Annotated in this window: 22 protein-coding genes; 8 read left to right on the top strand and 14 right to left on the bottom strand. The window is 39.8% G+C overall.

The window, feature by feature from the left end; translation table 11 throughout:
- Nucleotides 1–64: 64 nt before the first annotated feature.
- Nucleotides 65–1,120 (bottom strand): rod shape-determining protein, encoded by a 1,056-nt coding sequence (locus BKK47_RS01220; protein WP_059367493.1) that lies wholly within the window; start codon nt 1,118–1,120, stop codon nt 65–67.
- Between the two features lie 154 nt (nt 1,121–1,274).
- On the bottom strand, nt 1,275–3,062 hold the full coding sequence (locus tag BKK47_RS01215; protein ID WP_077493117.1) for an ABC transporter ATP-binding protein/permease: 1,788 nt from the start codon (nt 3,060–3,062) through the stop codon (nt 1,275–1,277).
- Between the two features lie 164 nt (nt 3,063–3,226).
- Here BKK47_RS01215 and BKK47_RS01210 point away from each other — a divergent pair, with 164 nt between their 5' ends.
- Nucleotides 3,227–4,882 carry a putative transporter gene (locus BKK47_RS01210; RefSeq protein ID WP_077493116.1) on the top strand — a complete coding sequence of 552 codons (1,656 nt, stop codon included), beginning with the start codon at nt 3,227–3,229 and terminating at the stop codon, nt 4,880–4,882.
- A 122-nt stretch (nt 4,883–5,004) separates the two neighbouring features.
- Here BKK47_RS01210 and lipA read toward each other — a convergent pair whose 3' ends face one another.
- The 10 genes from lipA to BKK47_RS01160 all read right to left on the bottom strand — a co-directional run bounded on the left by lipA (nt 5,005) and on the right by BKK47_RS01160 (nt 14,563).
- Complete coding sequence (gene lipA / locus BKK47_RS01205; protein ID WP_077493115.1) at nt 5,005–5,967, bottom strand: lipoyl synthase; 963 nt, start codon at nt 5,965–5,967, stop codon at nt 5,005–5,007.
- 50 nt (nt 5,968–6,017) lie between these two features.
- On the bottom strand, nt 6,018–6,659 hold the full coding sequence (lipB, locus tag BKK47_RS01200) for a lipoyl(octanoyl) transferase LipB (protein WP_077493114.1): 642 nt from the start codon (nt 6,657–6,659) through the stop codon (nt 6,018–6,020).
- A 1-nt stretch (nt 6,660) separates the two neighbouring features.
- Nucleotides 6,661–6,939 (bottom strand): DUF493 family protein YbeD, encoded by a 279-nt coding sequence (gene ybeD / locus BKK47_RS01195; protein WP_077493113.1) that lies wholly within the window; start codon nt 6,937–6,939, stop codon nt 6,661–6,663.
- A 108-nt stretch (nt 6,940–7,047) separates the two neighbouring features.
- On the bottom strand, nt 7,048–8,232 hold the full coding sequence (locus tag BKK47_RS01190) for a serine hydrolase (RefSeq protein ID WP_077493112.1): 1,185 nt from the start codon (nt 8,230–8,232) through the stop codon (nt 7,048–7,050).
- A 20-nt stretch (nt 8,233–8,252) separates the two neighbouring features.
- A complete protein-coding gene (locus BKK47_RS01185; protein ID WP_077493132.1) occupies nt 8,253–9,116 on the bottom strand; it encodes a septal ring lytic transglycosylase RlpA family protein in 864 nt (287 codons plus the stop codon).
- Between the two features lie 52 nt (nt 9,117–9,168).
- The gene (gene rodA / locus BKK47_RS01180) at nt 9,169–10,284 is read right to left on the bottom strand and encodes a rod shape-determining protein RodA (RefSeq protein ID WP_077493111.1); all 1,116 of its coding nucleotides are present in this window, start codon (nt 10,282–10,284) and stop codon (nt 9,169–9,171) included.
- Nucleotides 10,284–12,239, bottom strand: a complete 1,956-nt coding sequence (mrdA, locus tag BKK47_RS01175) for a penicillin-binding protein 2 (protein WP_077493110.1) — start codon at nt 12,237–12,239, stop codon at nt 10,284–10,286. Before mrdA ends, rodA begins: the two co-directional genes overlap by 1 nt.
- Nucleotides 12,240–12,257: 18 nt before the next feature.
- A complete protein-coding gene (rlmH, locus tag BKK47_RS01170) occupies nt 12,258–12,725 on the bottom strand; it encodes a 23S rRNA (pseudouridine(1915)-N(3))-methyltransferase RlmH (RefSeq protein WP_077493109.1) in 468 nt (155 codons plus the stop codon).
- 52 nt (nt 12,726–12,777) lie between these two features.
- Nucleotides 12,778–13,086 (bottom strand): ribosome silencing factor, encoded by a 309-nt coding sequence (gene rsfS, locus BKK47_RS01165; RefSeq protein ID WP_018355407.1) that lies wholly within the window; start codon nt 13,084–13,086, stop codon nt 12,778–12,780.
- 160 nt (nt 13,087–13,246) lie between these two features.
- On the bottom strand, nt 13,247–14,563 hold the full coding sequence (locus BKK47_RS01160; protein ID WP_077493108.1) for an NCS2 family permease: 1,317 nt from the start codon (nt 14,561–14,563) through the stop codon (nt 13,247–13,249).
- A gap of 177 nt (nt 14,564–14,740) precedes the next feature.
- Here BKK47_RS01160 and BKK47_RS01155 point away from each other — a divergent pair, with 177 nt between their 5' ends.
- On the top strand, nt 14,741–15,271 hold the full coding sequence (locus BKK47_RS01155; RefSeq protein ID WP_005695476.1) for an inorganic diphosphatase: 531 nt from the start codon (nt 14,741–14,743) through the stop codon (nt 15,269–15,271).
- Nucleotides 15,272–15,374: 103 nt separating this feature from the next.
- On the opposite strand, the gene BKK47_RS01150 is transcribed toward BKK47_RS01155, so the two are convergent.
- Both BKK47_RS01150 and dld read right to left on the bottom strand, forming a co-directional pair.
- On the bottom strand, nt 15,375–16,853 hold the full coding sequence (locus BKK47_RS01150; RefSeq protein ID WP_077493107.1) for an aldehyde dehydrogenase family protein: 1,479 nt from the start codon (nt 16,851–16,853) through the stop codon (nt 15,375–15,377).
- Nucleotides 16,854–17,043: 190 nt separating this feature from the next.
- Nucleotides 17,044–18,732, bottom strand: coding sequence for a D-lactate dehydrogenase (gene dld / locus BKK47_RS01145; RefSeq protein ID WP_425271828.1), 1,689 nt, complete (start codon nt 18,730–18,732; stop codon nt 17,044–17,046).
- A 188-nt stretch (nt 18,733–18,920) separates the two neighbouring features.
- Between dld and galE the strand changes: the two genes are divergently transcribed.
- The 6 genes from galE to BKK47_RS01115 all read left to right on the top strand — a co-directional run.
- Complete coding sequence (galE, locus tag BKK47_RS01140) at nt 18,921–19,937, top strand: UDP-glucose 4-epimerase GalE (RefSeq protein ID WP_077493105.1); 1,017 nt, start codon at nt 18,921–18,923, stop codon at nt 19,935–19,937.
- Nucleotides 19,938–20,020: 83 nt separating this feature from the next.
- On the top strand, nt 20,021–21,286 hold the full coding sequence (locus BKK47_RS01135) for an MFS transporter (RefSeq protein WP_143529557.1): 1,266 nt from the start codon (nt 20,021–20,023) through the stop codon (nt 21,284–21,286).
- 102 nt (nt 21,287–21,388) lie between these two features.
- On the top strand, nt 21,389–22,033 hold the full coding sequence (gene adk, locus BKK47_RS01130) for an adenylate kinase (RefSeq protein ID WP_077493104.1): 645 nt from the start codon (nt 21,389–21,391) through the stop codon (nt 22,031–22,033).
- A gap of 78 nt (nt 22,034–22,111) precedes the next feature.
- Nucleotides 22,112–24,127 (top strand): hypothetical protein, encoded by a 2,016-nt coding sequence (locus BKK47_RS01125; RefSeq protein WP_077493103.1) that lies wholly within the window; start codon nt 22,112–22,114, stop codon nt 24,125–24,127.
- Nucleotides 24,128–24,302: 175 nt separating this feature from the next.
- Entirely contained in the window at nt 24,303–25,682 is a 1,380-nt protein-coding gene (gene trhP / locus BKK47_RS01120) for a prephenate-dependent tRNA uridine(34) hydroxylase TrhP (protein WP_077493102.1), read from the top strand.
- Nucleotides 25,683–26,020: 338 nt separating this feature from the next.
- Nucleotides 26,021–26,579: POTRA domain-containing protein (locus tag BKK47_RS01115; RefSeq protein WP_279626153.1), on the top strand; the 559-nt coding region annotated here is incomplete at its 3' end.

Genomic DNA, 26,579 nt, shown 5'->3' with positions numbered 1-26,579 from the left:
AATTCATTAATGGCTTAAAACAAAAGTGCGGTCAAAATCAACCGCACTTTTTATTGATGATAAATTAGATTTCATCGCTAAAAATATCGCCACCATGCATATCGATCATTTCTAACGCCTCACCGCCACCACGCGCCACACAAGTGAGCGGCTCCTCGGCAATAATCGTCGGAACACCGGATTCACGCGCAAGTAAAATATCAATATTGCGTAATAATGCACCGCCTCCGGTCAAAACCATACCACGTTCAAAAATATCCGCCGCATGTTCCGGCTGACATTCTTCAAGCGCCGTACGTACCGCTGCGACAATACCGTTTAGAGGCTGTTGAATGGCTTCCAATACGTCACGAGAGGTTAATTTGAAAGAACGAGGCGCACCTTCAGCGAGGTTATGACCATGCACTTCCATTTCTTTAATTTCATCACCCTCTTGAATGTAAGCCGTACCAATTTCTTGTTTAATACGCTCTGCCGTCGGTTCCCCAATGACTGAGCCAAAAGTACGACGCACATAAGAAATAATCGCTTCATCAAAACGGTCACCGCCAATGCGAACAGAAGAAGAATACACGATACCGTTTAAAGAAATCACAGCGACTTCGGTTGTTCCCCCACCAATATCAATGACCATTGAGCCGACTGCGGTAGAAACCGGTAATTTTGCGCCGATTGCCGCAGCCATCGGTTCTTCAATTAAATACACTTCACGAGCCCCAGCACCAATCGCCGATTCTTTAATTGCACGACGTTCAACCTGTGTTGCACCAGCCGGTACGCAGACTAATACACGAGGGCTTGGACGCATAAAATTGCCACTGTGAACCTGTTTAATAAAATACTGCAACATTTTTTCGGTTACAAAAAAATCTGCGATTACACCATCTTTCATTGGACGAATAGCCACAATGCTTTTTGGGGTACGCCCTAACATTTGTTTTGCTTCCTTACCTACCGCTGCAATACTTTTTAACGCCCCCATACGATCTTGACGAATCGCCACGACAGAAGGTTCATCTAATACAATTCCCTGCCCTTTTACATAAATCAGGGTGTTTGCCGTACCTAAATCGATAGAAAGATCATTTGAAAATAAACCGCGTATTTTTTTAAATAACATAATAATTCCGTTAATTTGAATTGATTAAAAATCTGCTCATATTTGAATACACAAAAAATTGTGCTAAATGTACCAAAAAATCGCTATTGATAACAGTATTTTTATATACCACATAAAGAAAAATGCGGTGAAAAATGACCGCACTTTTACTCTTCTATCCGTTGATCCTATTTAACGACCATTCGCCTTTCGACAAAATATTAAGCTGTTGTTGATGGAAAACTTTCAATGTAGAACGATGTCCCACGCTGATGAGCGTCATTGTCGGCAATTCATCTTTTAACAAACGATACATTGCATCTTCCAATCCTTCGTCCATACTTGCTGTGGCCTCATCTAAAAAGGCGACTTTCGGTTTGTGTAACAGTAAACGGGCAAAGGCTAAACGCTGTTGTTCGCCAAGAGAAAGAATGCGTGTCCAATCTTGGGTTTGTTCCAAACGTTCGACTAAATGCCCGAGCTGTACTTTACGTAAGGTTTCTTCTGCCAAAGTGCGGTCAATTTCTTCCACATTTTTGGGATAGGCTAACGCTGTGAGTAGGCTACCTTGTGGTAAATAAGGTTTTTGTGAAAGAAAAAGTTGTTCTTTAGGACAATAAATTTTTCCTAAAGAATAATCCCAAAGCCCGGCGGCCGTACGTAATAAGGTAGTTTTCCCTACACCGGAATTTCCTTGGATTAATAGACTTGCCCCCTGTGGTAAGATAAGATTAAGATCTTCAATAAGCGTCTGTCCGAAGGGGTTTTTGATACTTAAATGCTCGAAAATAACCTCATTTTCAGCGGTCTGAATTTCAGTTTGTGATTCTCGATTTGCCATATCAATGGCATAAGTAAAGCCAGTTAAACGGTTAAGCGTTGCTTTATAGCCGGCGAAACTATCATAGGTGTTACGGAAGAAGGATAGATTAGCATGTAATTGACTGAACACTTGTACGGTTTGCATTAAATCGCCGAGTTTGATTTGTTTTTCAAAATAGCGTCCAACCTGAATTAATAGAGGAAACACCGTGGAAGTTTGACTGACGACTACGTTGAAACCTGAGAATTTTAGCATTCTAAATACCATCTCCCACATATTGGCAATAATTGCCCTGAACTGGCGATAAAGTAGGTTTTGTTCCACTTTTTCTCCTGCATAAAAGGCTATACTTTCCGCATATTCTTTAATACGAATGAGGGAATAACGATAGTTTGCGTTTAAACGTTCGTTGGCAAAATTGAGAGAGATTAACGGGCGACCGAGTCGAAAGGCAATTAATGTTGTCAAGATGACGTAAGCAAAAACTAAATACACCATCATATGTGGAATGTTTACCCCAAATACCATCATTGGACCGGCTAATCCCCATAATAAGATGGAGTAGGAAATAATGGAAGTAACCGCATCAATGACACCGGTACTTAATGACAGCGTAGTTTTTACATAAGATTGTATATCTTGTTGGATACGTTGATCGGGGTTATCCAAATTGGCGGACAAATATTGGGTTTTATAATAGGCACGGTTTGTCATCCATTTATTTGCCAACTCATCGTTTAGCCAAGTAATCCAATCAATCACAAAACGTTGTTCAATGTAATAGCTGACTAATAAATTTAGGAGTGCACTGGCGACAATGCCACCAAATAAGCCCATTTGTTGCCAAAAAACCGGAATATTAAACTCTTGTAGAGATGTGTACGTATTATTGAACCATGTGGAATTTACCAAACTGATGCGAACACTCACCAAGGTAAAGGCGACAATCAATAGGAAAAACAACAAAGGCTTAATGCTACGTTTAGGTGAGAGATAACCACCGGCAAACATCCAGAATTGTTTTCCCCAGTGAGTAAAACGTACAAGCAAAAAAATTCCGGCGCTAAATACTACCGCAGTAATCGTAAGGGTTTTCAAAATCCACAGGAGCGAGGTTATCGCTTCTTGTCCGTAATCCATAAATGTATCCGTAAAAAAACAAAAGTGCGGTCATTTTAGGCGGAGTTCATGATTAAGCAAGAAAAATTGTGATGAAGTTATCATTTTTTGAGTTTCGTTAAAGTTTTCAAAAAATCAAGTTGTTATAATCCGTAATAGGTAAATTTAATATTTATGAGGTCATAATGAGTGAAATTGCAATTACAATTAGTCTCCTTGCCCTTGTCGCAGTTGTCGGTTTATGGATCGGGCATTGGAAGATTAAGGGCGTTGGTCTAGGGGTCGGAGGTGTATTATTTGGCGGCATTATTGTTGCACACTTTACGAATCAGTACGGCTTGCAGCTCAATGAACATACCTTGCATTTTGTGCAAGAATTCGGATTAATTTTGTTTGTTTATACCATCGGGATTCAGGTGGGACCCGGTTTTTTTGCCTCTTTACGCCAATCCGGTTTAGAACTCAATGTGCTTGCTATTTTAATTGTCGTTATAGGCTCATTTTCTGTTTTTATTTTGCACAAAATGGCGAATGTGCCCTTAGATATTGCGTTAGGCATTTATTCCGGTGCGGTAACCAATACGCCGTCCTTGGGTGCTGGGCAACAAATTTTGAGTGAATTAGGAATGCCACAAGCGACTGCCACAATGGGGATTGCCTACGCAATGGCATACCCTTTCGGAATTTGTGGGATTTTGCTTGCCATGTGGTTAATTCGTTTGTTTTTTCGTGTAAAAATCGACGACGAAGTACAACGTTTCAATAAAGAAAGCGGGCAAGATAAAGAAAGTTTGCATACTATTTCAGTAAAAGTAACCAACCGTAATTTAGACGGGATCGCATTAGTTGAAATTCCGGGATTTGACGATGAAGAAGTAGTTTGTTCCCGCTTAATTCGTGGAGAAAGTGTTATCGTTCCAAAAGCCAATACTGAAATTCATCTTGATGATATATTACATTTGGTCGGAGATGATCATGGTTTGAAAAATATGCGTTTGGTGATTGGTGATGAAGTAGATGTCCCCGTTATTTCTACTAGTGGAGAAATTCGGGCTGAGCGGGTTGTGGTAACCAATGAAAAAGTATTGGGTAAAAAAATTCGAACACTACATATTCATCAAAAATATGGTGTGGTAATTTCTCGCCTCAACCGTACCGGGGTGGAATTAGTGCCAAGTGGAAATACTTCATTACAATTTGGTGATGTACTTCATATGGTTGGTCGCACAGATGTGCTGGACAAAGCCATTTCCATTATTGGCAATGCTCAACAAAAACTCCAACAAGTACAGATGCTACCGATATTTTTAGGGATAGGGTTAGGGGTTTTACTTGGTTCTATTCCTTTTTATATTCCCGGATTCCCTGTTGCCCTTAAACTTGGTTTGGCCGGTGGACCACTTGTAATCGCATTAATTCTTGCCCGAATCGGTAGTATTGGAAAACTTTATTGGTTTATGCCGCCCAGTGCTAACCTCGCCTTACGTGAAATCGGCATTGTGCTTTTCCTCGCCGTTGTAGGATTGAAATCCGGCGGCAGTTTTATGGATACCTTAATAAACGGTGCCGGGCTTGAATGGATGGGATACGGTATGTTTATTACTTTTGTCCCTCTCATGATTGTTGGTGTTATTGCACGCCTATATGCCAAACTGAATTATCTCAGCATTTGTGGACTACTTGCCGGTTCAATGACTGATCCTCCAGCCCTTGCTTTCGCTAATGAAATAAAAGAGGACAATGGTGCAGCTGCACTTTCTTATGCAACGGTTTATCCGTTGGTGATGTTTTTAAGGATTATTTCACCGCAGTTATTGGCGGTATTGCTCTGGGTCGCTTAGACTAAAGGCATTTTATCTGGCATTATCGGCAAAATTGCCCTCGCCCCCTAATAAAATGGGTTGCTTCCAAAAGAGGCAACCCATTTTAATTAGCAAAAGTGCGGTTATTTTTGAGGTTGTTTTTATTTCACTAAACCGCCACTTGCTTGGAGATCTGCGTGATAAGAGGAACGCACAAATGGACCACAAGCAGCGTGTTCAAATCCCATCGCATTTGCCTTTTCACGAAACTCATCAAATTCCGCAGGCGGTACATACCGAGCCACCGGTAAATGATGACGACTTGGTTGTAAATACTGCCCCAAAGTGAGCATTGTCACACCGTTATCACGCAGATCCTGCATCACTTCTAAAATTTCTTCATTTGTTTCACCCAAACCGACCATTAACCCTGATTTTGTCGGAATATTTGGGAACATTTCCTTAAATTCACGAAGGAGTTTGAGTGACCATTCATAATCGGCACCCGGGCGGATTTCCTTATATAAACGGGGCACATTTTCTAAATTATGGTTAAATACATCAGGCGGATTGTCTTTTAATTTTTCTAGCGATTGAGAAATACGACCACGGAAATCAGGCACTAAAATTTCAATTTTAATTCCCGGATTTAATGCCCGAACCTCCTTCACACATTCGGCAAAATGTCCTGCGCCACGGTCTGCTAAATCATCCCGATCCACGGATGTAATCACCACATATTTCAATTTCATATCTTGAATGGTTTCAGCGAGTTTGCGGGGTTCTTCCGGATCGGGAGGCAAAGGCTTTCCGTGAGCGACATCACAGAAAGGACAACGACGGGTACAGATTGCACCTAAAATCATAAAAGTTGCCGTACCGTGATTAAAACATTCGTGTAAATTTGGACAAGAGGCTTCTTCACAGACGGAATGCAAGCCGTGACGACGCATTCCATTTTTGATACTGTTAATTTTTACTGAACTTGCCGGAAGTTTGATTTTCATCCATTCCGGTTTTTTCAGTAATTCTTGGTTTGGATCGATATTTTTAACAGGAATGATGGAAGTTTTTGCAGCATCACGATATTTGACACCACGCTCCATTTTAAATGGCGTTGACATGATTTTTTCCTAAAGAAAAATGCCTAGAGTAGGCATTTTTATTGTAAATGTTAAATATTCGTTGCATTATAGCCTAAAAGTTCGGCAAAGTGTTTAATTAATTTGGGCGAAACATTATCTAAAGTTGCGTCTTTTTTCTCTATAAAATCGGCAAGTTGACACATTTCTAAGCCAGCATAGCCGCAAGGATTAATATAATGGAAGGGATTCAAATCCATATGGATATTGAATGCCAATCCATGGAACGAACAACCTTTACGGATACGCAATCCCAATGAACAGATCTTTTTTCCCTCAATATAAACGCCCGGCGCATCCGCTTTTGGGTAGCCCTCAATACCGTAATCCGCTAAGGTTTTAACCACCGATTGCTCAAGAGCGGTCACTAACTGACGCACATTTAAATTTTGATGACGTCGAATATCAATTAATACATACATCACCAACTGACCGGGTGCATGATAAGTAATTTGTCCGCCACGATCAGATTGCACAACAGGAATATCGCTGCTTTGGAGCAAGTGTTCAGGCTTGCCGGCTTGCCCTTGTGTAAAAACGGGAGGATGTTCAACCAACCAGATCTCATCGATTGTGTCAGCGTGACGATTATCTGTAAAATCCTGCATTTTGTGCCAGGTCTCTTGATAATCTTGTAAACCGAGTTGGCGTACGATAAGAGGTAATGTCGCCATATCAGATAACCATTTTCACGCCTTCAACTTTAGCGAGTTCCTTGTAAAGGGTTTCCACTTGTTCGAAATTCTGTGCAATCACATCAATAGAAACAGAATTATAAGTGCCTTTGCTACTGCGTTTTTCTTTGGGAATGTAATCCCCCGGGAGATATTTTTGCACGACCGCAATTAAATCCTGGGCTAAATCTTCACGATTTATGCCTGCGACTTTAAATGTCATTGCTGCGGGAAATTCCATTAATTCTTTCAGTTTTTCGTAATCTTGTTCTGTTGTCATAATTGTTCTCTACTTTGAGTGAGATAAAGGGCAGATCTTAAATCTGCCCCGTTTGAGATCATTAGTTCCCTCATAAAATGGGGAGGTGCGGTTAAATTTCAAGGTGTTTTAGAAAAGGCTTTTTATGGTGAGCACTAACCAATCCCATGCATTTCCAAAAAATCCGCCTTCTTTGACTTCTTGCATCGCTTGTAAATTAACGACTGCAATATCTTTGCCATCAAGTTGATAAATCACTTTTCCGACAACTTGACCTTTCGCCAAAGGGGCTTGTAAGTATTTATTATCTAATTCATAACGGGCCTTTAATTCAGACTGTTTCCCTTTTGGCACGGTAATAAAACTATCTTGTAATACACCAAGTTTCACACTGCTTTCATCACCGTAATAAACCGGTTGCTCTGAAATTTCTTTATTTGCTTCAAGGGTTTTTAAAGTTTCAAAATTGGCAAAGCCCCATTGTAATAATTTTTTACTTTCAACCTCACGCCCTTTATAAGTCGAAACCCCCATTACAACAGAAATCAAACGCATATTACTCGGATTCGTCGCTGAAGCTACAAGGTTATAACCGGCTTGGCTGGTATGACCGGTTTTCATACCGTCCACGTTCATGCTTTTATCCCATAATAGACCATTACGGTTAGGCTGTTTGATTTTGTTAAAGGTAAATTCTTTTTCTGCGTAAATTTTATATTCATCCGGCAGATCACGAATAATATGCGCCCCAATAATCGCCATATCCCGAGCCGAAGAATATTGATTCGGATCATCTAAACCATGTGGTGTAGTGAAGTTGGTATTTTTTAAACCGAACTGTTGGGCATATTTATTCATGGTATCCACAAAATTTAATACCGTGCCTGAAATATGCTCTGCCAATGCCACACAAGCATCGTTGCCGGAAACAATAATTACGCCTTTATTCAGATCCGAAACGGAAACTTGTTGGTTTAAGTTCAAAAACATTTTAGATGAATCAGGGAAATTGCGCCCCCACGCACTTTCACCAATAGTGACCATATCGCTATTATGAATTTTTCCCTGCTTTAATGCTTCCCCCACCACGTAGCTCGTCATCATTTTAGTTAGGGAAGCGGGATATTGGCGTTGATCAGGGTTTAACGAAGCAAGTACAGCCCCTGAGTTATAATCCATTAAAATATAGGTTTGCGCATTCACTTCCGGTGGAGTAATGCCATATTGTATATCATCTTGTGCAATAGCAGTAGAAGCAGCAAGAATACCGGAAAGAAGAACAGTTTTAGTAAATTTAGCACTTTGCTTTAACATAGCATTTCCTTAATAAAATCTTAATTTTTATGAGTATAAACGACTAATGGGTTTTCACCGGCAATTTTTTGTAATTTTGCCTTTAACTGTGTTGTGACTTGTTTATCTTTTAAAGGACCAAAATGAATTTCATATCTGCCATTGCGATGATTAACTTCCGTATTAACATTATCAAGTGCAAGGCGTGTAATCATATCGTTAGCAAGCTTTTCGCTAGGAAGATTTAACATTTTTAACGAGTATTGCTCTTTAAATGTTTTCGGTTCATTTAAGCGTTTTTTTCTTTCGCTTTTTTCCATATTAACAAGGCGCTCGGAAGCTGCTTCTGTTCTTGCATATTTAGCAAGTGTTTTGACTCCTGCACCTGAAATATTACCATTTGCCGCCACATGTAATGCCTCGACTTTAACCTGCCCAACACCACGGGCAATTAAACCGATTTCTCTCGCTGCAGTGTAAGAAAGATCAATAATACGATCACGACTAAAAGGACCACGATCGTTAATACGTACAATAGTTTTCTTATTATTGTGTAAATTAGTCACTAACGCATAAGAGTTGATCGGCAAAGTTTTGTGCGCTGCCGTATAGAGATTCGCATTATAAGGTTCTCCACTGGAAGTACGACGACCTTGAAATTTACGATGGTAATAACTTGCAATTCCATTTTTTGAATACGCTTTGGCACCACTAGAGCCGTACGTCGTATAGGTTTTACCATTCACTGTATAACTTTTAGGCGAGTTAACCGATGTTGTGCGGGTCAGACTCGCACCTTTAATCCCATATTGTTTCAGGGGATCATTTTGAGCTTGAGCCGGTAAAATGCTTAAAGCTACAACGACCATAAGCGCGGTCGATTTTACAAGCGTTTTGAATTTCATAACATGAATTTTCCAATAAATAAAGTTGTATGTAAGAAAACTAAAACGCCGATTAGTTCCCATTTATAAATCTTGTGCGATGGGTATGAATTGACATGATTAAGCCAAAACTCGCCATAATCGCCACATAAGAAGTGCCTCCATAACTAAATAATGGCAATGGCACGCCCACTACCGGCAAAATGCCACTCACCATACCAATATTGACGAATAAATACACGAAAAAAATTAACGTCGTCGCCCCCGCTAAAATACGCCCAAAAGAGGTTTGAGCATTAACGGCAATCATTAAGCCACGAACAATAATAAACATATAAATCGCAATTAAAATGCCAAAACCTACCATACCATGTTCTTCACTCATCACGGCAAAAATAAAATCGGTATGGGGTTCAGGCAGAAATTCAAGCTGGGATTGTGTGCCTTGCATCCAACCTTTTCCCCAAATTCCTCCTGAGCCGATAGCAATTTTAGATTGCAGAATATGATACCCAGCCCCGAGCGGATCTTTTTCAGGATCAAGTAGAGTCAGAACCCGCGTACGCTGATAATCGTGCATTAAGTAAAGCCACATAATCGGAATAAATCCCGCTAACCCCACAACAGCGGCAAGAATTAACCACCAATTCATCCCTGCGAGAAAAACCACGAACAAACCCGAGGCACTCACTAGAATTGAAGTACCGAGATCAGGTTGAATCGCCACCAACAAAGTAGGCACGATAATCATCGCAATAGCGATGAAGGTTTCGCTTAATTTTGGAGGAAGCGGACGATTCCCCAAATAAACCGCTACCATCAAAGGTACTGCCAATTTCACAATCTCTGAGGGCTGAAAACGAATAAAACCGAGATCTAACCAGCGCTGAGCACCTTTACTGGTTGTTCCAATCGCATCTACCAAAATCAGCAATATCAAACCGACCAAATAAAGATAAGGCGCTATCCGTTGATAAAATTTAGGCGGAAGTTGGGCCATCACTAACATTACCGTAAAACCAAGGAAGACCTGAATAATACGATTTCTAAACATGATTTCACTACCGCCCGAGGCACTATAAAGCACCAACATACCGTAACCGCTAATAGCAATTAGCCCCAGTAATAACCAAAAATCTAAATGTAACGGCTTCCATAAACGAAGCCAAATTGGCGTTTTTTCTTCCATTATTCCGCTCCGTTTTCCATTAATGACTTGTTATTAAGCACTTGAGGCTTATCCGCATTTTCTTTTCGTTCTATTTCCGGTAAACGTTTATTTAAGTAATAATCCATAATTTTACGCACAACCGGCGCGGCATTACTTGAACCGCCACCGGCATTTTCTAAAATAATCGCTACCACCATTCTAGGGTTTTCATAAGGCGCATAAGCGGTAAACCAAGCGTGATCATGAAGCTCTTTTTTTAAATCCGCTGCATTATATTTTTGGTTTTCTTTTAAACTGAATACTTGCGCCGTCCCGGATTTTCCGGCGACGTGATAGTTTGTGCCGCTAAAAGCCTTTCGCCCTGTTCCGGTAGCAGAATTCACCACATTAAACATTCCCCGCTTTGCCGCGTCCCAATAGGCTTGTTTCGGCTCGGTAATATCCTCATAAAGCCGTGGATCTTGATAAGGTTCAACTGTTGCACCTTCAATAGATTTCATTAAATGGGGGGTATTTACTTTGCCATTATTCGCCAAAATAGCTGTCGCTTTTGCTACTTGTAATGGCGTGGATGTCCAATACCCTTGACCAATCCCCACGGAAATCGTATCCCCTTGTACCCATTGACGTTTATAGCGTTTTTGCTTCCACTCCCGAGTCGGCATATTTGCTGATGCTTCTTCGTTTATCTCAATTCCTGTCGGCATACCGAAACCAAAACGTTTCATCCATGAAGATAAACGATCTATCCCTAAGTTATAAGCGACTTGATAGAAATAGGTATCGGAAGATTCGGTAATCGCTTTATTTAAGTCGGTATAGCCGTGCCCTGCTTTTTTCCAATCACGAAAACGTTTTGTCGTATTTGGCAACATCCAATACCCCGGATCAAAAATTGTAGTGTTTTGATTAACCACATTTTCCGTTTGTGCAGCCACCGCAATAAAGGGTTTCACTGTTGATGCGGGCGGGTAAATCCCTTGTGTCGCACGGCTATAAAGTGGTCGGGCGGGATCTTCCAATAACGCTTTATAATTGGCACTGGAAATTCCGTCCACAAATAAATTATTGTCATAACTTGGAGTAGAAACCATTGCCAACACGCTGCTATCCTTCGGATCAAGCACAACCACCGCACCTGTTTGTCCGGCAAGTAAATCCGTAATATAACGTTGAAAGGCAAGATCGATGGTGAGATGGATACTTTTACCCGCCACCGCAGGTTGTTCACGTAATTTACGGATCACTTTCCCACGATTATTAATTTCCACTTCTTCAAAGCCCGTTGTGCCGTGTAATTGATCTTCGTAATAACGCTCAATACCTAATTTTCCCATATCATGCGAGCCGGCATAATTGGCAAATTTCTCGTCTTTTTTTAGCTTTTCAACATCTTTATCATTAATTTTACCCACATAGCCGAGAATATGCGCCATCATATCGCCATATAAATAATTACGTTTAAAATAAGGACGTACTTCAAGGCTTGGAAATTGATATTGGTTTACCGCAAAACGGGCAATTTGCTCCTCCGTTAAATTAGGTTTGAGCATAATAGATGTATAACGCGTGCCACGGCGGCGTTCTTTTTTGAAATTCTCAATATCTTCATCGGTTAAACCGACAACATAACGAAGTGCCTCAAAAGTGCGGTCTAAATTTTCCGTTTTTTCCGGCACAATGTATAAACCGAAAAAAGTCAGATTTTCAGCCAGCAATTCACCGTAGCGATCATAAATTAATCCACGGGTTGGCGGGACAGGCAAGAGTTTAATTCGATTGCCATTAGAGCGTGTTTGATAAGTATCAAAATTGATTACTTGGAGATGGTAGATATTGGTAAATAGCACACCGGTGAGCACAAGAATACCAATAAATGCCACCAATGTTCGGCGGGCAAAAAGATTCCGCTCCGCCTTTTTATCACGAATCGGTTCATGTGTCGGGACTGCGAAAAATTTCTTTAAATTCATCTAAAATTGACCGCACTTTTACTCACGATGGTAGGGATGATTCGTTGTCAGCGACCAAGCTCGATATAAACTTTCCGCCACTACAATACGTACCAACGGATGGGGCAAAGTGAGAGGCGAAAGCGACCAACTCTGCTCTGCAGCGGCTTTACATTCAGGTGAAAGTCCTTCCGGTCCGCCAATTAATAAACAAACATCCCGTCCGTCATTTTTCCAAGCTTCTAATTGTTCGGCGAGTTGCGGTGTCGTCCAAGGTTTACCGGGAATATCAAGGGTAACAATTTTGCTTTTTCCACAAGCCGCCAACATTGCCTTTCCTTCCTGCTCTAAAATACGTTTAATATCTGCATTTTTCCCCCGCTTTCCGGCTGGAATTTCAATTAATTCAAAGGGCATTTCTTTAGGAAAACGGCGTTGGTATTCTTCAAATCCGTTAATCACCCAAACGGGCATTTTTGTCCCTACTGCAATTAATGTGATTTTCACGAGTATTCCTCTTTATCAAGCAAGATAATTCTCACAGGAAAATGACCGCACTTTACGCCCAAAGTTTCTCTAATTGATACATCTCACGTGCATCGCGTTGCATAATATGAACGATAGTTTGCCCTAGATCCACCACTATCCAATCTGCCGTATTTTTACCTTCTTCACCAAAGGTTTCAACTCCGGCTTTCTTACATTCTGCAATTAAATTATCTGCCATTGCAGAAACCTGACGACTTGAAGTACCGGTGCAAATCACCATGTTTTCCGTGATGGAAGATTTTCCCCGTACATCAAAATGCACAATATCCGTACCTTTTAAATCGTCCAATTTATCCATTACAAATTCAACTAATGTCATTATTTTTCCTTACTAACAAAAACGTGAAATTCTACCATTGAATAAGAGGAAGGACTAGGCAAAGGGAAGAAAAAGTCAAATAAAAATAAAATCACACAAAAAAATAACCGCACTTTGAATGTGCGGTTAAAAAACTGACTGATGGTTTGAGATGAGAAAATTAAATCGCCCAACCACCGGCATAGAAAACAACTAATGCCACAGCAATTAATACTGTACCGATATTGAGGCGTTTAAAATCACCGCTCACAATACGACCAATCACTAATGCGGCAAAACCAAGCATAATGCCGGTAACAATGTTCGCTGTAAGTACAATGAATACGGCACAAATTAACCCGCTCATCGCCCCGACAAAATCATCAAAATCCAATTTGCTTACATTACTTAGCATTAATAATCCGACATACATTAGTGCCGGAGCCGTGGCATAACCCGGTACCAAGAAGGCGAGGGGTTGAAAGAAAAGCATTAATAAAAATAACACCCCTACCACAATAGCGGTAATCCCAGTTTTCCCACCTGCTGCGGTACCGGCTGCTGATTCAATATAGACGGCTGCCGGTGCCGTACCGAATAATCCTGAAAATAAGCTACTGACGGAATCAGAGGTTAAGGCTTTGCCGCCATTGATGATTTGTCCGTCTTTATCTAATAAATCAGCTTGTCCTGCAACAGCGCGGATAGTACCGGTCGCATCAAATACAGCGGTCATCACTAAAGCAAAAACAACAGGTAGAATAGCCGGTTGTAATGCCCCCTGTAAATCCAATTGTAAAAATAAAGAATTTTCACCAAAAGTAGGCATTTTGAAGACTTCACCGTTGAATTTTACGTTTGGATCAAAAATTAAACCGATGATAGTAATGGCAATGATCACCCATAAGATCCCGCCTTTCACTTGTATTTTTTCTAAGCCAACGATAAACGCCAAACCAATTAATGACATCATGACCGGAAATGAGGTGAAATTGCCTAATTTCACCGGTAAACCGGCTTGATTACTCACTACCAATTCTACGCCACTTGCCGCAATTAAAAGTAAGAATAAACCGATACCGATTCCTGCACCATGGGCAATACTGGCTGGAAGATTACGTAGAATCCAAGCGCGAATACCCGTCGCTGAAATGAGGGTAAAAGCCACCCCCATTAGGAATACCGCCCCCAAGGCAACCGGAATAGAAACACCTTGACCAATCACCAAACTAAATGCGGTAAAGGCTGTCAGTGAAATAGCGCAGCCAATCGCCATCGGTGCATTTGCCCATAAGCCGATTAAAATCGATCCTAAACCTGCCACTAAGCAAGTGGCAATAAATACGGATTCAGCAGGGAAACCGGCAGCCCCGAGCATATTGGGTACGACAATTACAGAATACACCATAGCAAGAAATGTAGTTAAACCAGCAATAATCTCTTGGCGAATAGTTGAACCACGTTTTTGCAATTCAAAGATTTTTTCTAAATTAGACATGTTGCCTCTAAAAAATAAGTCAGAATGAAAAGGCGCTATTCTACCGAAAGAATATAATATGTAAACGTTTGCGTGAGTAAAGTGCGGTCGTTTTTTGAATGAAAATTTAGAGCGACAAAATCATGTAAAAACTGCTATACTTTCGCCGTTTTTAATTCTATTAAATAAGGAAAGATAATGGCTGATTTTAATCAAATCTTAACTCCGGGTGATGTTGATGCAGGGATTATCAACGTTGTAAATGAAATTCCAGAAGGCAGTTGCCACAAAATCGAGTGGAATCGTAAAGTAGCGGCATTCCAATTAGATCGTGTCGAACCAGCAATTTTTGCAAAACCGACCAACTATGGTTTTATTCCACAAACATTAGATGAAGACGGTGATGAGCTGGATGTGCTATTACTGACCCGCCAACCGCTTGCAACCGGTGTATTCCTTGAAGCTAAAGTGATTGGCGTGATGAAATTCGTAGATGACGGTGAAGTGGACGATAAAATTGTCTGTGTACCGGCAGATGATCGCGATACAGGCAACGCTTACAACAGCCTTGCAGACGTGCCGGCTCAATTAATCAAACAAATTGAATTCCATTTCAACAATTATAAAGCATTGAAAAAACCGGGTAGTACAAAAGTGACACACTGGGGTGATGTTGAAGAGGCGAAAGAAGTAATTCGCGAATCAATCAAACGTTGGAATGAACGCTAATTTCTCATATTTATATTAAAGGACTGAACCAAAGAGATTATTGGAATCAGTCCTTAATATCCGTTGAGGCAGCTTATAGGCTGCCTCTTCTTACTTATAGCGATTAATACATACCTTCACGCTCTTCACGAGTGCTGATATAAATATTTTTTACTTGAGTATAAGCATCAAGCATCATTTTATGGGTTTCACGACCGATACCGGATTGTTTATATCCCCCAAATGGTGTGCCTGCCGGTAAGCGGTTATAGCAGTTCACCCAAACCCGCCCTGTTTCAAGTGCACGAGAAACACGTAAACAACGATTGATATTTTGGCTCCATATACCGCCACCTAAACCGTATTCGCTATCATTTGCCATTTTTATGACCTCTTCTTCGGTTTTAAATTTAATCACAGTAGCTACAGGACCAAAAATTTCTTCCTGTGCAATTTGTGCTTGATTATTCGGTGCTTCAATCAATGTTGGCGCTAAAAATTCTCCCTTATCCAATCCGGTATCCTGTAGGCGTTTTCCACCGGTAATGATACGGCAACCCTCTTGTTCACCAATTTTGACGTATTTCAAGATCGTTTCCAATTGACCGGCATTCACTTGTGCACCCATTTGGGTATCATCTTCCCAAGGTAAGCCAACTTTGACTTTCTTAAACTCTTCAGCTAATGCTGCGACGAATTTATCATAAATGCCCTCTTGAACAAAAATTCTAGAACCGGCACAACAGACCTGACCTTGATTGAATAAAATCCCTTTTTGTGCCCCTTCTAATGCTTTATCAAACGGCATATCATCAAAGAAAATATTGGCTGATTTACCGCCTAACTCAAGGGTTGCCGGAATGAGCATCTCCGCAGCAGCTACGGCAACATTACGTCCAATAGCCGTTGAACCGGTAAAGGCTAGTTTGTTAAATCCTTTGTGATGCAGCATATATTCTCCGGATTTACTGCCTCGTCCGGTAATCACGTTGAGTACACCTTTTGGTAACAAATGGTTAATTTTTTGAGCGAGAGATAATAAACTTAATGAAGTCGCACTAGACGGATGAATGACGATTGTACAACCGGCTGCCAACGCAGGGGCAATTTTCCAAGCCGCCATTAGAAATGGAAAGTTCCACGGAATAATCTGTCCCACAACACCGATAGGTTCACGCAGTACCACTGATAAATCTTCGCTATCCAGTTGATTTGCTGTACCTTCCTCTGAACGAATTACACCAGCAAAATAACGGAAATGATCCGCTGCTAAAGGAATATCTGCGGCTCTCGTTTCTCTAATTGGTTTGCCATTATCCAAAGTTTCTTGTAAGGCAAATAATTCTGCATTTTCATCAATCACATCAGCAATTTTATTTAATATTGCCGCCCGTTCAGTCACTGTGGTATGTCGCCAAGTTTTGAACGCTTGCTGTGCGGCTTCAACGGCAATATCAACATCGGCATCCGTCGCATCAACAAATTTCGCAAGTTCTTCCCCGTTTGCGGGATTATGAGAGGCAAGTAGTGTGCCACCCATTTTCCATTCACCGTTAATTAATAAACCATATTCTTGATCAAAAACATTTAGATTTTTTGCCATATGCTACTCCTTTGATTGTCATTGCCAGCAGGCTATTTTCGGCTCTTTTTATAGAACCAAGTGTATTACCGATATACACCGATAAAATTGAATAAAAAGTATAACTAAATTCTAAACATTAAATGGTTATCTAAAGGGCTGAAGCCAACGTCAGTTAAGTCCTTTCTATTAAAACGGATAGATCAAAGTGTTATTCGACCCAATATTTTTTCTTTGGGGTTTGCCCGATACCGGGATTAAAGCTATTGGTAGGATCCAATTTTTTGTAAAATTTACGTAATTCCGGCTTCGCTTCATATAAATGTCCTACATTATGTTCAGCCGGGTACTGAGCCCCTCTCTGATCAAGTAATTTCAACATTTCATGTTCCAATTTTACGCAATCAACCCCTTTTTTAACGATATAATCTTGGTGGAAAACATGACACATAAAATGCCCATAATAAAGTTTATGACTGATTTGCTCATCTATTTCCTTAGGCAATTTCTCGAACCATTCTTTATCATTACGACGTAATGCAACATCAAGCGCGACAATATCTTCAACGTCTTTCTCATGAATGGCACGATAGCGGACAGCAGCTGAAGCAACGGCAAAACGATGTAGCATGGCTGCCTGTGTTTCTATCGAATTACATTCAAAATATCCGCCTTTTGGACTATCACTAAAATAATCTTTTAAGAAGATACGAGCTTCATTCACACCTTGCCCGCCCATTTTAATAATTAAATGATGTTCATAGCGATCCCGATATTGCCATAAACTTTTTGGTAAGTGTTCCGGTAACACTTTTGAAAGCAATTGTAAAAATTTATCGCTTAAATGCCGTGGTAAAAATGAAACTTTCTTACTTAAGCGATCAACACTCGCTTTTAAGGCAAATAACTTAGGCAACCAGTGTGTGCCAAATTTTTTAATCACCCAAAACGTATCTTTTCCATAACGGGCGGCAACATCAAAGGCATCTCGATGAATATATTCGCCCGAAATCGGTAACTGTTCAAAATTTGCTAACGTTTGACGGCGAATATCATTAAGAACCTCTGTTTGGTTAGTCCCAATATAGAAAACGGCGGTTTCACTTTCTAATGGAAATGTATCTAAACGCACCGCAAAAATCGCTAATTTACCCGCACTACCGGAGGCTTCATAATGACGGGCTGGGTCTGCATTAAAACGGGCTGGAGAGTTTTCATCAACTTGACGAACATGATTGCAATAGCGGTGATCATGTCCTTTTCCGCAATCCTGAATAATATCTTTCTGTTGATAATGATGTCCTTGCAAATTAGTTAAAATTTCTTCCGGCGTACTACCTAAATCTATACCAAGATGATTTTTTAGTTCCAATTCGCCCAGTTCATTTAGCTGAGCGTAAAGTGCCATTTCCGTATAAGCCGGCCCGCGTTGAACCAATGCCCCACCTGAATTATTACAAATTCCCCCGATAACGGAAGCGCCAATGCAAGAAGAGCCAATCACTGAATGAGGCTCACGCCCGTGAGATTTCAATTTATTTTCCAAGTCATTTAAAGTAGAACCCGGTAAACAAACTACTTGAGAGGCGTCATTAATTAATTGAATGCCATTAATTCTCATTGCATTGATGATGACAATTTCACGATCGTAGTCATTACCGTTTGGCGTTGAACCTCCGGTTAATCCCGTATTGGCAGCTTGGTTAATAATAATCACATCCTGCTCTACACAGACTTTCAACACCTGCCAAAATTCCAATAAGGTTGCAGGTTTAACGACGGCGACGGCATTTCCTGAGCCGAAACGGTAGCCACTACGATAAGCTTCTGTTTTTGAAGGTTCGGTGATGATATATTGGCTTCCTACAATTTTTGTGAGTTGAGAAATAAGTTGATTCATAGCTATTTGTAATACTCATGTTAAAAAATTATTTCTATTTTATATACTTCAACAAGAAATTATGCCAGTGCCAAAAGGTCGTTTTGTGACAAATATCACATAAAAGTGCGGTCAAAATAGATCCGTTTTTTGAGATGAAATAGTGCTATAATCGGCAACAATTCCAAGTCTATGAAAAGGAGTCTAAGATGGCAATTTTAGTCACCGGCGGTGCCGGCTATATCGGTTCGCATACGGTTGTCGAATTATTAAATGCAGGCAAAGAGGTTGTGGTATTAGACAATCTTTGTAATTCATCACCGAAATCCCTTGAGCGTGTAAAACAAATCACAGGTAAAACCGTCAAGTTTTATGAAGGCGATATTTTAGATCGAGCATTGCTGCAAAAAATCTTTGCCGAAAACACCATTCATTCAGTGATTCACTTTGCCGGCTTAAAGGCGGTGGGTGAAAGCGTGCAAAAACCGGCGGAATATTATATGAATAACGTTGCCGGTACAGTGGTATTGCTACAAGAAATGAAAAAAGCGGGAGTATGGAATTTTGTGTTTAGTTCTTCCGCTACCGTGTATGGCGATCCCCAAATTATTCCCATTACCGAAGATTGCGAAGTGGGCGGCACAACCAATCCTTACGGCACATCAAAATATATGGTTGAGCAAATTCTACGTGATGTAGTAAAAGCGGAGTCTCAGTTCAGTATGACAATTTTACGTTATTTCAATCCGGTAGGGGCTCATTCCAGCGGTTTAATCGGCGAAGATCCAAATGGTATTCCAAATAATCTATTACCTTATATTAGCCAAGTGGCGATTGGAAAACTCGCGCAACTTTCTGTTTTTGGTAGCGATTATGATACACACGATGGCACAGGTGTACGTGATTACATTCACGTAGTGGATTTAGCCATCGGGCATTTAAAAGCGCTTCAACGCCACGAAGACGATTCAGGTTTACATATTTATAATCTCGGAACAGGACACGGCTATTCCGTATTGGATATGGTGAAAGCCTTTGAGAAAGCGAATAACATTGAAATTCCATATAAACTTGTTGATCGTCGTCCGGGTGATATTGCCACTTGCTATTCCGATCCAAGCTTAGCAGCGAAAGAGTTAGGTTGGACGGCAGAACGCGATCTTGAAGCGATGATGAAAGATACATGGAATTGGCAGAAAAATAATCCGCAAGGGTACAGAGACTAATTTTCCGTTTTTAAATATCATCTTATGGTGACATGGGTAAAAATTCGTGTTGCCTAATTTATTACCAAAATGAACCGCACTTTATGCCTAATTCTCTGCTTTCACAAATTTTCACACGTAAAATGTTAATTTGCGTGTTCACCGGTTTTAGCTCTGGCTTGCCGTTATTTGTATTGTTACAAATGTTGCCGGTATGGCTGACCGATAAGCAGCTTTCCGTTGAGCTTATCGGTGCAGTGACCGGCGTTATGTTGCCTTATGGGTTAAAATTTTTATGGGCACCCTTGTTAGATCGTTATTTCCCGAGCTTTTTAGGTCGTCGCCGAAGTTGGCTGCTGATTTCTCAAGTGATCTTACTTGCCTTACTTTATGCTATCAGCCTCTTTGATCCTATCTCTCAGTTAAGTATTGTTGCCAATATTGCGTTATTCATTGCATTTTTTTCGGCTACACAAGATATCGTACTTGATGCCTATCGCCGTGAAATTTTAAGTGACCACGAACTTGGCTTAGGCAACACCATCCACATTAATGCCTATCGTATTGCAGGTTTAATTCCCGGTGGACTTTCCCTTTATCTTGCCACAATTTACCCATGGAAAACCGTGTTTTTATGGACCGCACTTTGTATGTTGATAGGGATTTTTATGACATTGTTCCTCGCCAAAGAACCCAAGATTGATGCTCCAGAAAACAATCAGCCTTTTTACCAAGCTTTTTGGATTCCCTTGAAAGAGTTTTTCCAACGTAAAGGTGTGGCGCAAGCGATAGGTTTTTTACTGTTCTTATTTTTATATAAATTTGGTGATTCCTTTGCCACAACACTGCAAACTAAATTTATCTACGATATGGGATTCGGCAAAGAAGATATTGCTCTAGTGGTTAAAACAACCTCTCTTTGGGCTGGCATTTTATCGGGGCTTGCCGGCGGAGTCATGATGTTAAAACTGGGGATTAACCGTGCCTTATGGTTATTCGGTTTGGTTCAAATGGTGACGATTGGCGGTTTTATTTGGTTGGCAAAATTTGGACATTTTGACAGTATCACCTCCACCGAATTATGGCGATTAGGTATTGTTATCGCCGCTGAATACATTGGTGTGGGACTGGGCACTGCGGCTTTTGTTGCCTTTATGGCACGTGAAACGAACCCACTTTATACCGCCACCCAACTGGCACTTTTTACCAGCCTCTCCGCTTTACCCAGTAAAGGGTTGGGTATGCTTTCAGGCTATGTGGTGGGGGCGGTAGGCTATTATGATTATTTTTGGCTATGCTTATTTTTAGCGGTTCCGGGCATGATTTGTTTATACTGGGTCGCCCCTTGGAACGAGAAAAAATCTGCATAGTGGAAAAGTGCGTTCAAAAAGATAAAAAATTTGACCGCACTTCGCTTTATCAGTATCTTACCCAAGTTTATTTACATTGATTGATTTAATTGGAGATTTTTTATGAAAATTATTCTTTTAGGTGCACCGGGCGCAGGAAAAGGAACACAAGCACAATTTATTATGAAAAAATTTGGTATTCCTCAAATTTCAACCGGTGATATGTTCCGTGCAGCAATTAAAGCTGGCACTGAACTTGGTAAGCAGGCTAAGGCGTTAATGGATGAAGGAAAATTAGTACCGGATGAATTAACAGTGGCATTGGTAAAAGATCGCATTACCCAACCGGATTGTGCAAACGGTTTCTTGTTAGACGGTTTCCCTCGCACCATTCCACAAGCGGATGCCTTGAAAGAATCAGGCGTGAAAATTGATTATGTGTTAGAGTTTGATGTGCCTGATGAGGTGATTGTTGAGCGTATGAGCGGTCGCCGTGTGCACCAAGCCTCAGGGCGTTCTTACCACATTGTTTACAATCCGCCGAAAGTGGAAGGCAAAGACGATATTACCGGTGAAGATCTCATTATCCGTGCCGATGATAAACCGGAAACCGTATTAGATCGTTTAGCGGTTTATCACAAACAAACTCAACCGTTAGTAGATTACTATCAAGCTGAGGCGGAAGCGGGCAACACGCAATATTTCCGCTTAGACGGCACACAAAAAGTGGAAGCCATAAGTCAAGAATTAGATAAAATCTTAGGTTAAAACCCATTAAAATTTGACCGCACTTTAACGAAGTGCGGTCATTTTCTCGCTTGTTTTCAATATTGAATTGGGGAAAATATGAGTAAAAGAAAAACGATCACCTTAACCCTTGCTGCGATACTCGTTATCGCTGGCGCAGGTGCACAAATTTATACCAATCGTAAAGTGGATCAGGTATTGCAAAAATTCCCTTATTCTTTAGATAACCAAGCGATATTAAAGATTACCGAAAGCAATAAAAATTTTTTTAGCCGTGATTTAATATTCAGCGTAACAGATAATGATGAACAAAGTGCTGAGATTATTTTCACCAAATTAACAACGCTACCTTTCTTTATTACAGCGGAATCCAAATTTTCTGATCAGTTTGTGAGAAAATTAAATAAAGATTTAAATATTACGATTGATAAAAATACGATTAATAGTAAATTTTCACCGGTAGGCGATTATTTACAATCTAATATTTTGACGGAATTTCGAGATTTTGCCAATAAACCGCAACAGATGGCAATTTCATTAAATATCTTAAACGATCGGGATATTGAATTGAAAGGTAATTTGACCGGTTTCAACTATGATAATGAGAGCAAATTAAATCAGGTAGAAGGTAAAGTTTATTTTACTTCGTTAACCGAAAATAAATATGATTTAACCAATATTGAGTTAACCGCAGAAAATGCTGAATTGGCATTATTGAATGGTGAAAACACACGTTTACAACTAAAAAACACCACCTATAAATTTAATAAAAGCAAAGGGAATAATACGGAAAAACGTGATTTAACCACAAAGCTAAGTAGTGATATTTTACGTATTTCTAATAAAAACCGTACTACAGAAGAAAGCCAAACAACATTTGGCGGTTTAAATATCAGTTTGAATCAACAAGGCGTCCCAAGTGCGGTCAATTTTTATAATGAATTTAAAAAACTTAGTACGGGCGATCAAAATATTAGAAATGGGGTGGATTTATTAATCGCTATATTGACTAAAAATGATTATTTTGACAGTAAGGTTTCTGTTATTTCAGTTAATGCGCCGAAAAAGCAAAAACCTTATTTTAATTTACAAAATGGTAATATAGCGTTGAAATTAGATAATACGGATCTCACTAAAAGCAACGCCGATTTTGAACTCTTAGTGGGAAGTGTGAAACAAACACCGGAAGATCATGCCCAAAAATGGGATGCTAAAGATGGAAAACTTAGTGTTCAATTAAAAAACTATAATGTTGCCAATGAGTTGAGCCTTATTCCGTTCTTTTTGGAAAGGCTTACTGTAAAATCTCCACCATCTAAAGATAATAAAGATTTCCTTCATTTAAAAGACAAATGGGTGAAAGAATTTAGGGAAAATTCAAACATTGATTTTTCACTGCATAGCTTAAATCTATTTGAAAATAAAATAACCGATCTTACATTTAATAATAAATCTAAGTCATTAGAAAATAATCAATATAGTACGAGTTTTACACTGAATACAAAGAAAATTAATGTGCCGGAACAAAGTGTGCAAATTGAGGATTTGTCGATTTCTATTCCACTAAAGCTTAATGACCCTCGTTCGTATTGGTCTTCAGCATTTTGTTTAGGAGCTTATGAGACGCTTTGTCAGACTTATTTAACAACAGCGACACAAGAAAAATATTTGAATAACGCATGGTCGGATCTAAATTTTATCTTAGATCATACCAATGTGACCTTTAATCTCAACACATCGCCCGAAACGAAAGCCTATCCGGTAAAATTTGAAGCCAATGGTATGATGACTAAAGCACCGGAAGATGCGAAATCATCTCAGGGTTGGTCTTTCCTAGATAGAATAGAAGGTTTATTAAGGATTTCCTTTGATAAAAGGTTAGTTGAAATTCAGGATGAGAAAACAAGTAAGATTAAAGAATTAAGTTCATTCTGGAGTATGATTCAAAGCGAAATTCAACCATATGGTACTGTTCTTCCTGCTTTTATGGCGGAAGGTGAGAATTATGTGGCTAAGTTTGAAAAAAATGACAATGGCTATTTCATTAACGGCAAATCTTTTGAGGAGATAGAACAAGAACTTTTGATAGAAGAAGAAAGTTCATCAGAGAAATAATAAAAAAATGCCCACGGACGGTATGGTGGGTATTTTTTTATCGTTAATGAAAAACACACCAAAATCTGACCGCACTTTATCCTTTACAAATAGTGAAATAAACCTAAAATACGGGCTTTTAACGCGACTTGCCTACGGGTAGGTTACTGACTTGAAATCAGAAAAAGAGTAGATTATGACCACCTCATTTAAGCCCGAATTACTTTCTCCCGCCGGTTCTCTAAAAAATATGCGCTATGCCTTTGCCTATGGTGCAGATGCTGTCTATGCCGGTCAGCCTCGTTATAGCTTACGAGTGCGTAACAATGAATTTAATCATGCAAATTTAAAAATCGGTATTGATGAAGCGCATGCCCTTGGTAAAAAATTCTATGTTGTTGTGAATATTGCACCGCATAATTCTAAACTCAAAACCTTTATTAAAGATTTACAACCTGTAATTGATATGAGACCGGATGCGTTGATTATGTCCGATCCTGGTTTGATTATGCTGGTGCGTGAACATTTCCCCGATATTGATATTCACCTTTCAGTACAAGCCAATGCGGTAAACTGGGCAACGGTGAAATTTTGGAAACAAATGGGGCTAACCCGTGTGATTTTGTCCCGAGAACTTTCCTTAGATGAAATTGCTGAAATTCGCCAACAGGTGCCGGATATTGAACTTGAGATTTTCGTACATGGCGCATTATGTATGGCATATTCTGGTCGTTGCTTGCTTTCCGGCTACATTAATAAACGCGATCCAAACCAAGGCACTTGCACTAATGCCTGTCGCTGGGAATATAAAATGGAAGAAGGCACGGTAGATGAAGTGGGCAACATTGTACCGAAAATTGATCCTATCCAACAAATTGAAATAAAAAATGTTGCGCCAACTTTAGGTAAAGGTAATGTAACAGATAAGGTATTCCTTTATACCGAATCTCAAAAAACTGATGAACAAATGACTGCCTTTGAGGACGAACACGGCACTTATTTTATGAATTCAAAAGACTTACGTGCAGTACAACATGTGGAAAAGTTGACCGCACTTGGTGTTCATTCCTTAAAAATTGAAGGTAGAACCAAGTCTTTCTATTATTGTGCCCGTACCGCACAAGTGTATCGAAAAGCTATTGATGATGCTGCGGCAGGTAAACCTTTTGATGAAAGTTTGATGGATACCCTAGAATCTCTCGCCCACCGAGGTTATACCGAAGGATTCTTGCGCCGTCATACACATGATGAGTATCAAAACTATGAATACGGCTATTCTATTTCCGATCGCCAGCAATTTGTCGGTGAATTTACCGGGAAACGTAACGAACAAGGCATGGCAGAAGTGGCGGTAAAAAATAAATTTTTACTCAATGATGAAGTGGAAATGATGACACCACAAGGTAATATCAATTTTAAAATTGAGAAAATGCTAAATCGAAAAAATGAAGCAGTGGAAGCTGCATTAGGTGATGGACATTTCGTATTCTTAGATGTGCCGCAAGATATTAATTTAGAATATGCTCTCTTGATGCGTAATCTGGTGAACACAAATACGCGTAACCCTCATAATTAATTGTTAAATAAATGTTGCATTTATTTTAAAAATCATTATAATCCCTAGCCATACCTGATTTGTTAATTCAACAACTCATAGTATGACTCCAAATATTTTGCCCTTTCAATTTTTGAAAGGGCTTTTTTGTGCATTTAAGAAACATTGTAAGTAAAGTCAAACAATCGCAGTTTTATAATTCAGTCTTTTTTCTCTCTGGATGGATAAATTGTGAATCTTTTAAGCTATAAGCAGCGATCCAAAACTACAAAACAAATCGCATAAAAAATACACTCTAATCTTCGCACTCTAATAATTATACGGTATGATGTGGTGCGGAATTTATTTAAGGATACACTATGAAGCATCTCTCAATCTTACTGGCTTGTATGCCGATTTTTACTTGGGCAAATCAGCAATCAATACCAATACAAAATGAATTTAACCGTTTTCAACAGCAAGCAAAAAATCAAAATGAGCAGCTTCAGCAAGTACAGCAACAGCGTTGGCTTTCACAGCATCAATATCAAACAGAACAACAAGAGCATGCTCAAGCTGATTTATCTCAAGTTTGCCTACCGTATAGTGAAGTGAGGTTTGTGGGCTTCCATTTAATCGATCCTTTGCCTTTTGCACCAAAAAAGAATGAATGTTTAAATGAAGAGCGTTTAAACCGACTCAGTCAGGATCTTACTTCTGCTTACTTAGCTTTAGGTTATGTTTATAATCCTTTTCAATTTGAAGACGATGGCTCCGGAAAACTCACAATGAGAGTAACAGAAGGGAAGGTAAGTTTGCTTTCCAGTAACAGCGAGCGACTCAATTTTACTATGCTTTTCCCGAATATTTTAGGTAAACCATTAAACATTAAGGATTTGGATCAAGCATTGGATCAAGCGAGTAAAAATCCACCTTCAT

It is taken from the genome of Rodentibacter mrazii, assembly GCF_001998825.1.
In the GTDB taxonomy this organism is placed as follows: domain Bacteria; phylum Pseudomonadota; class Gammaproteobacteria; order Enterobacterales; family Pasteurellaceae; genus Rodentibacter; species Rodentibacter mrazii.
The sequence above is the reverse complement of the archived record's forward strand: the minus strand, read 5'-3'. Positions and strand labels throughout refer to the sequence as shown.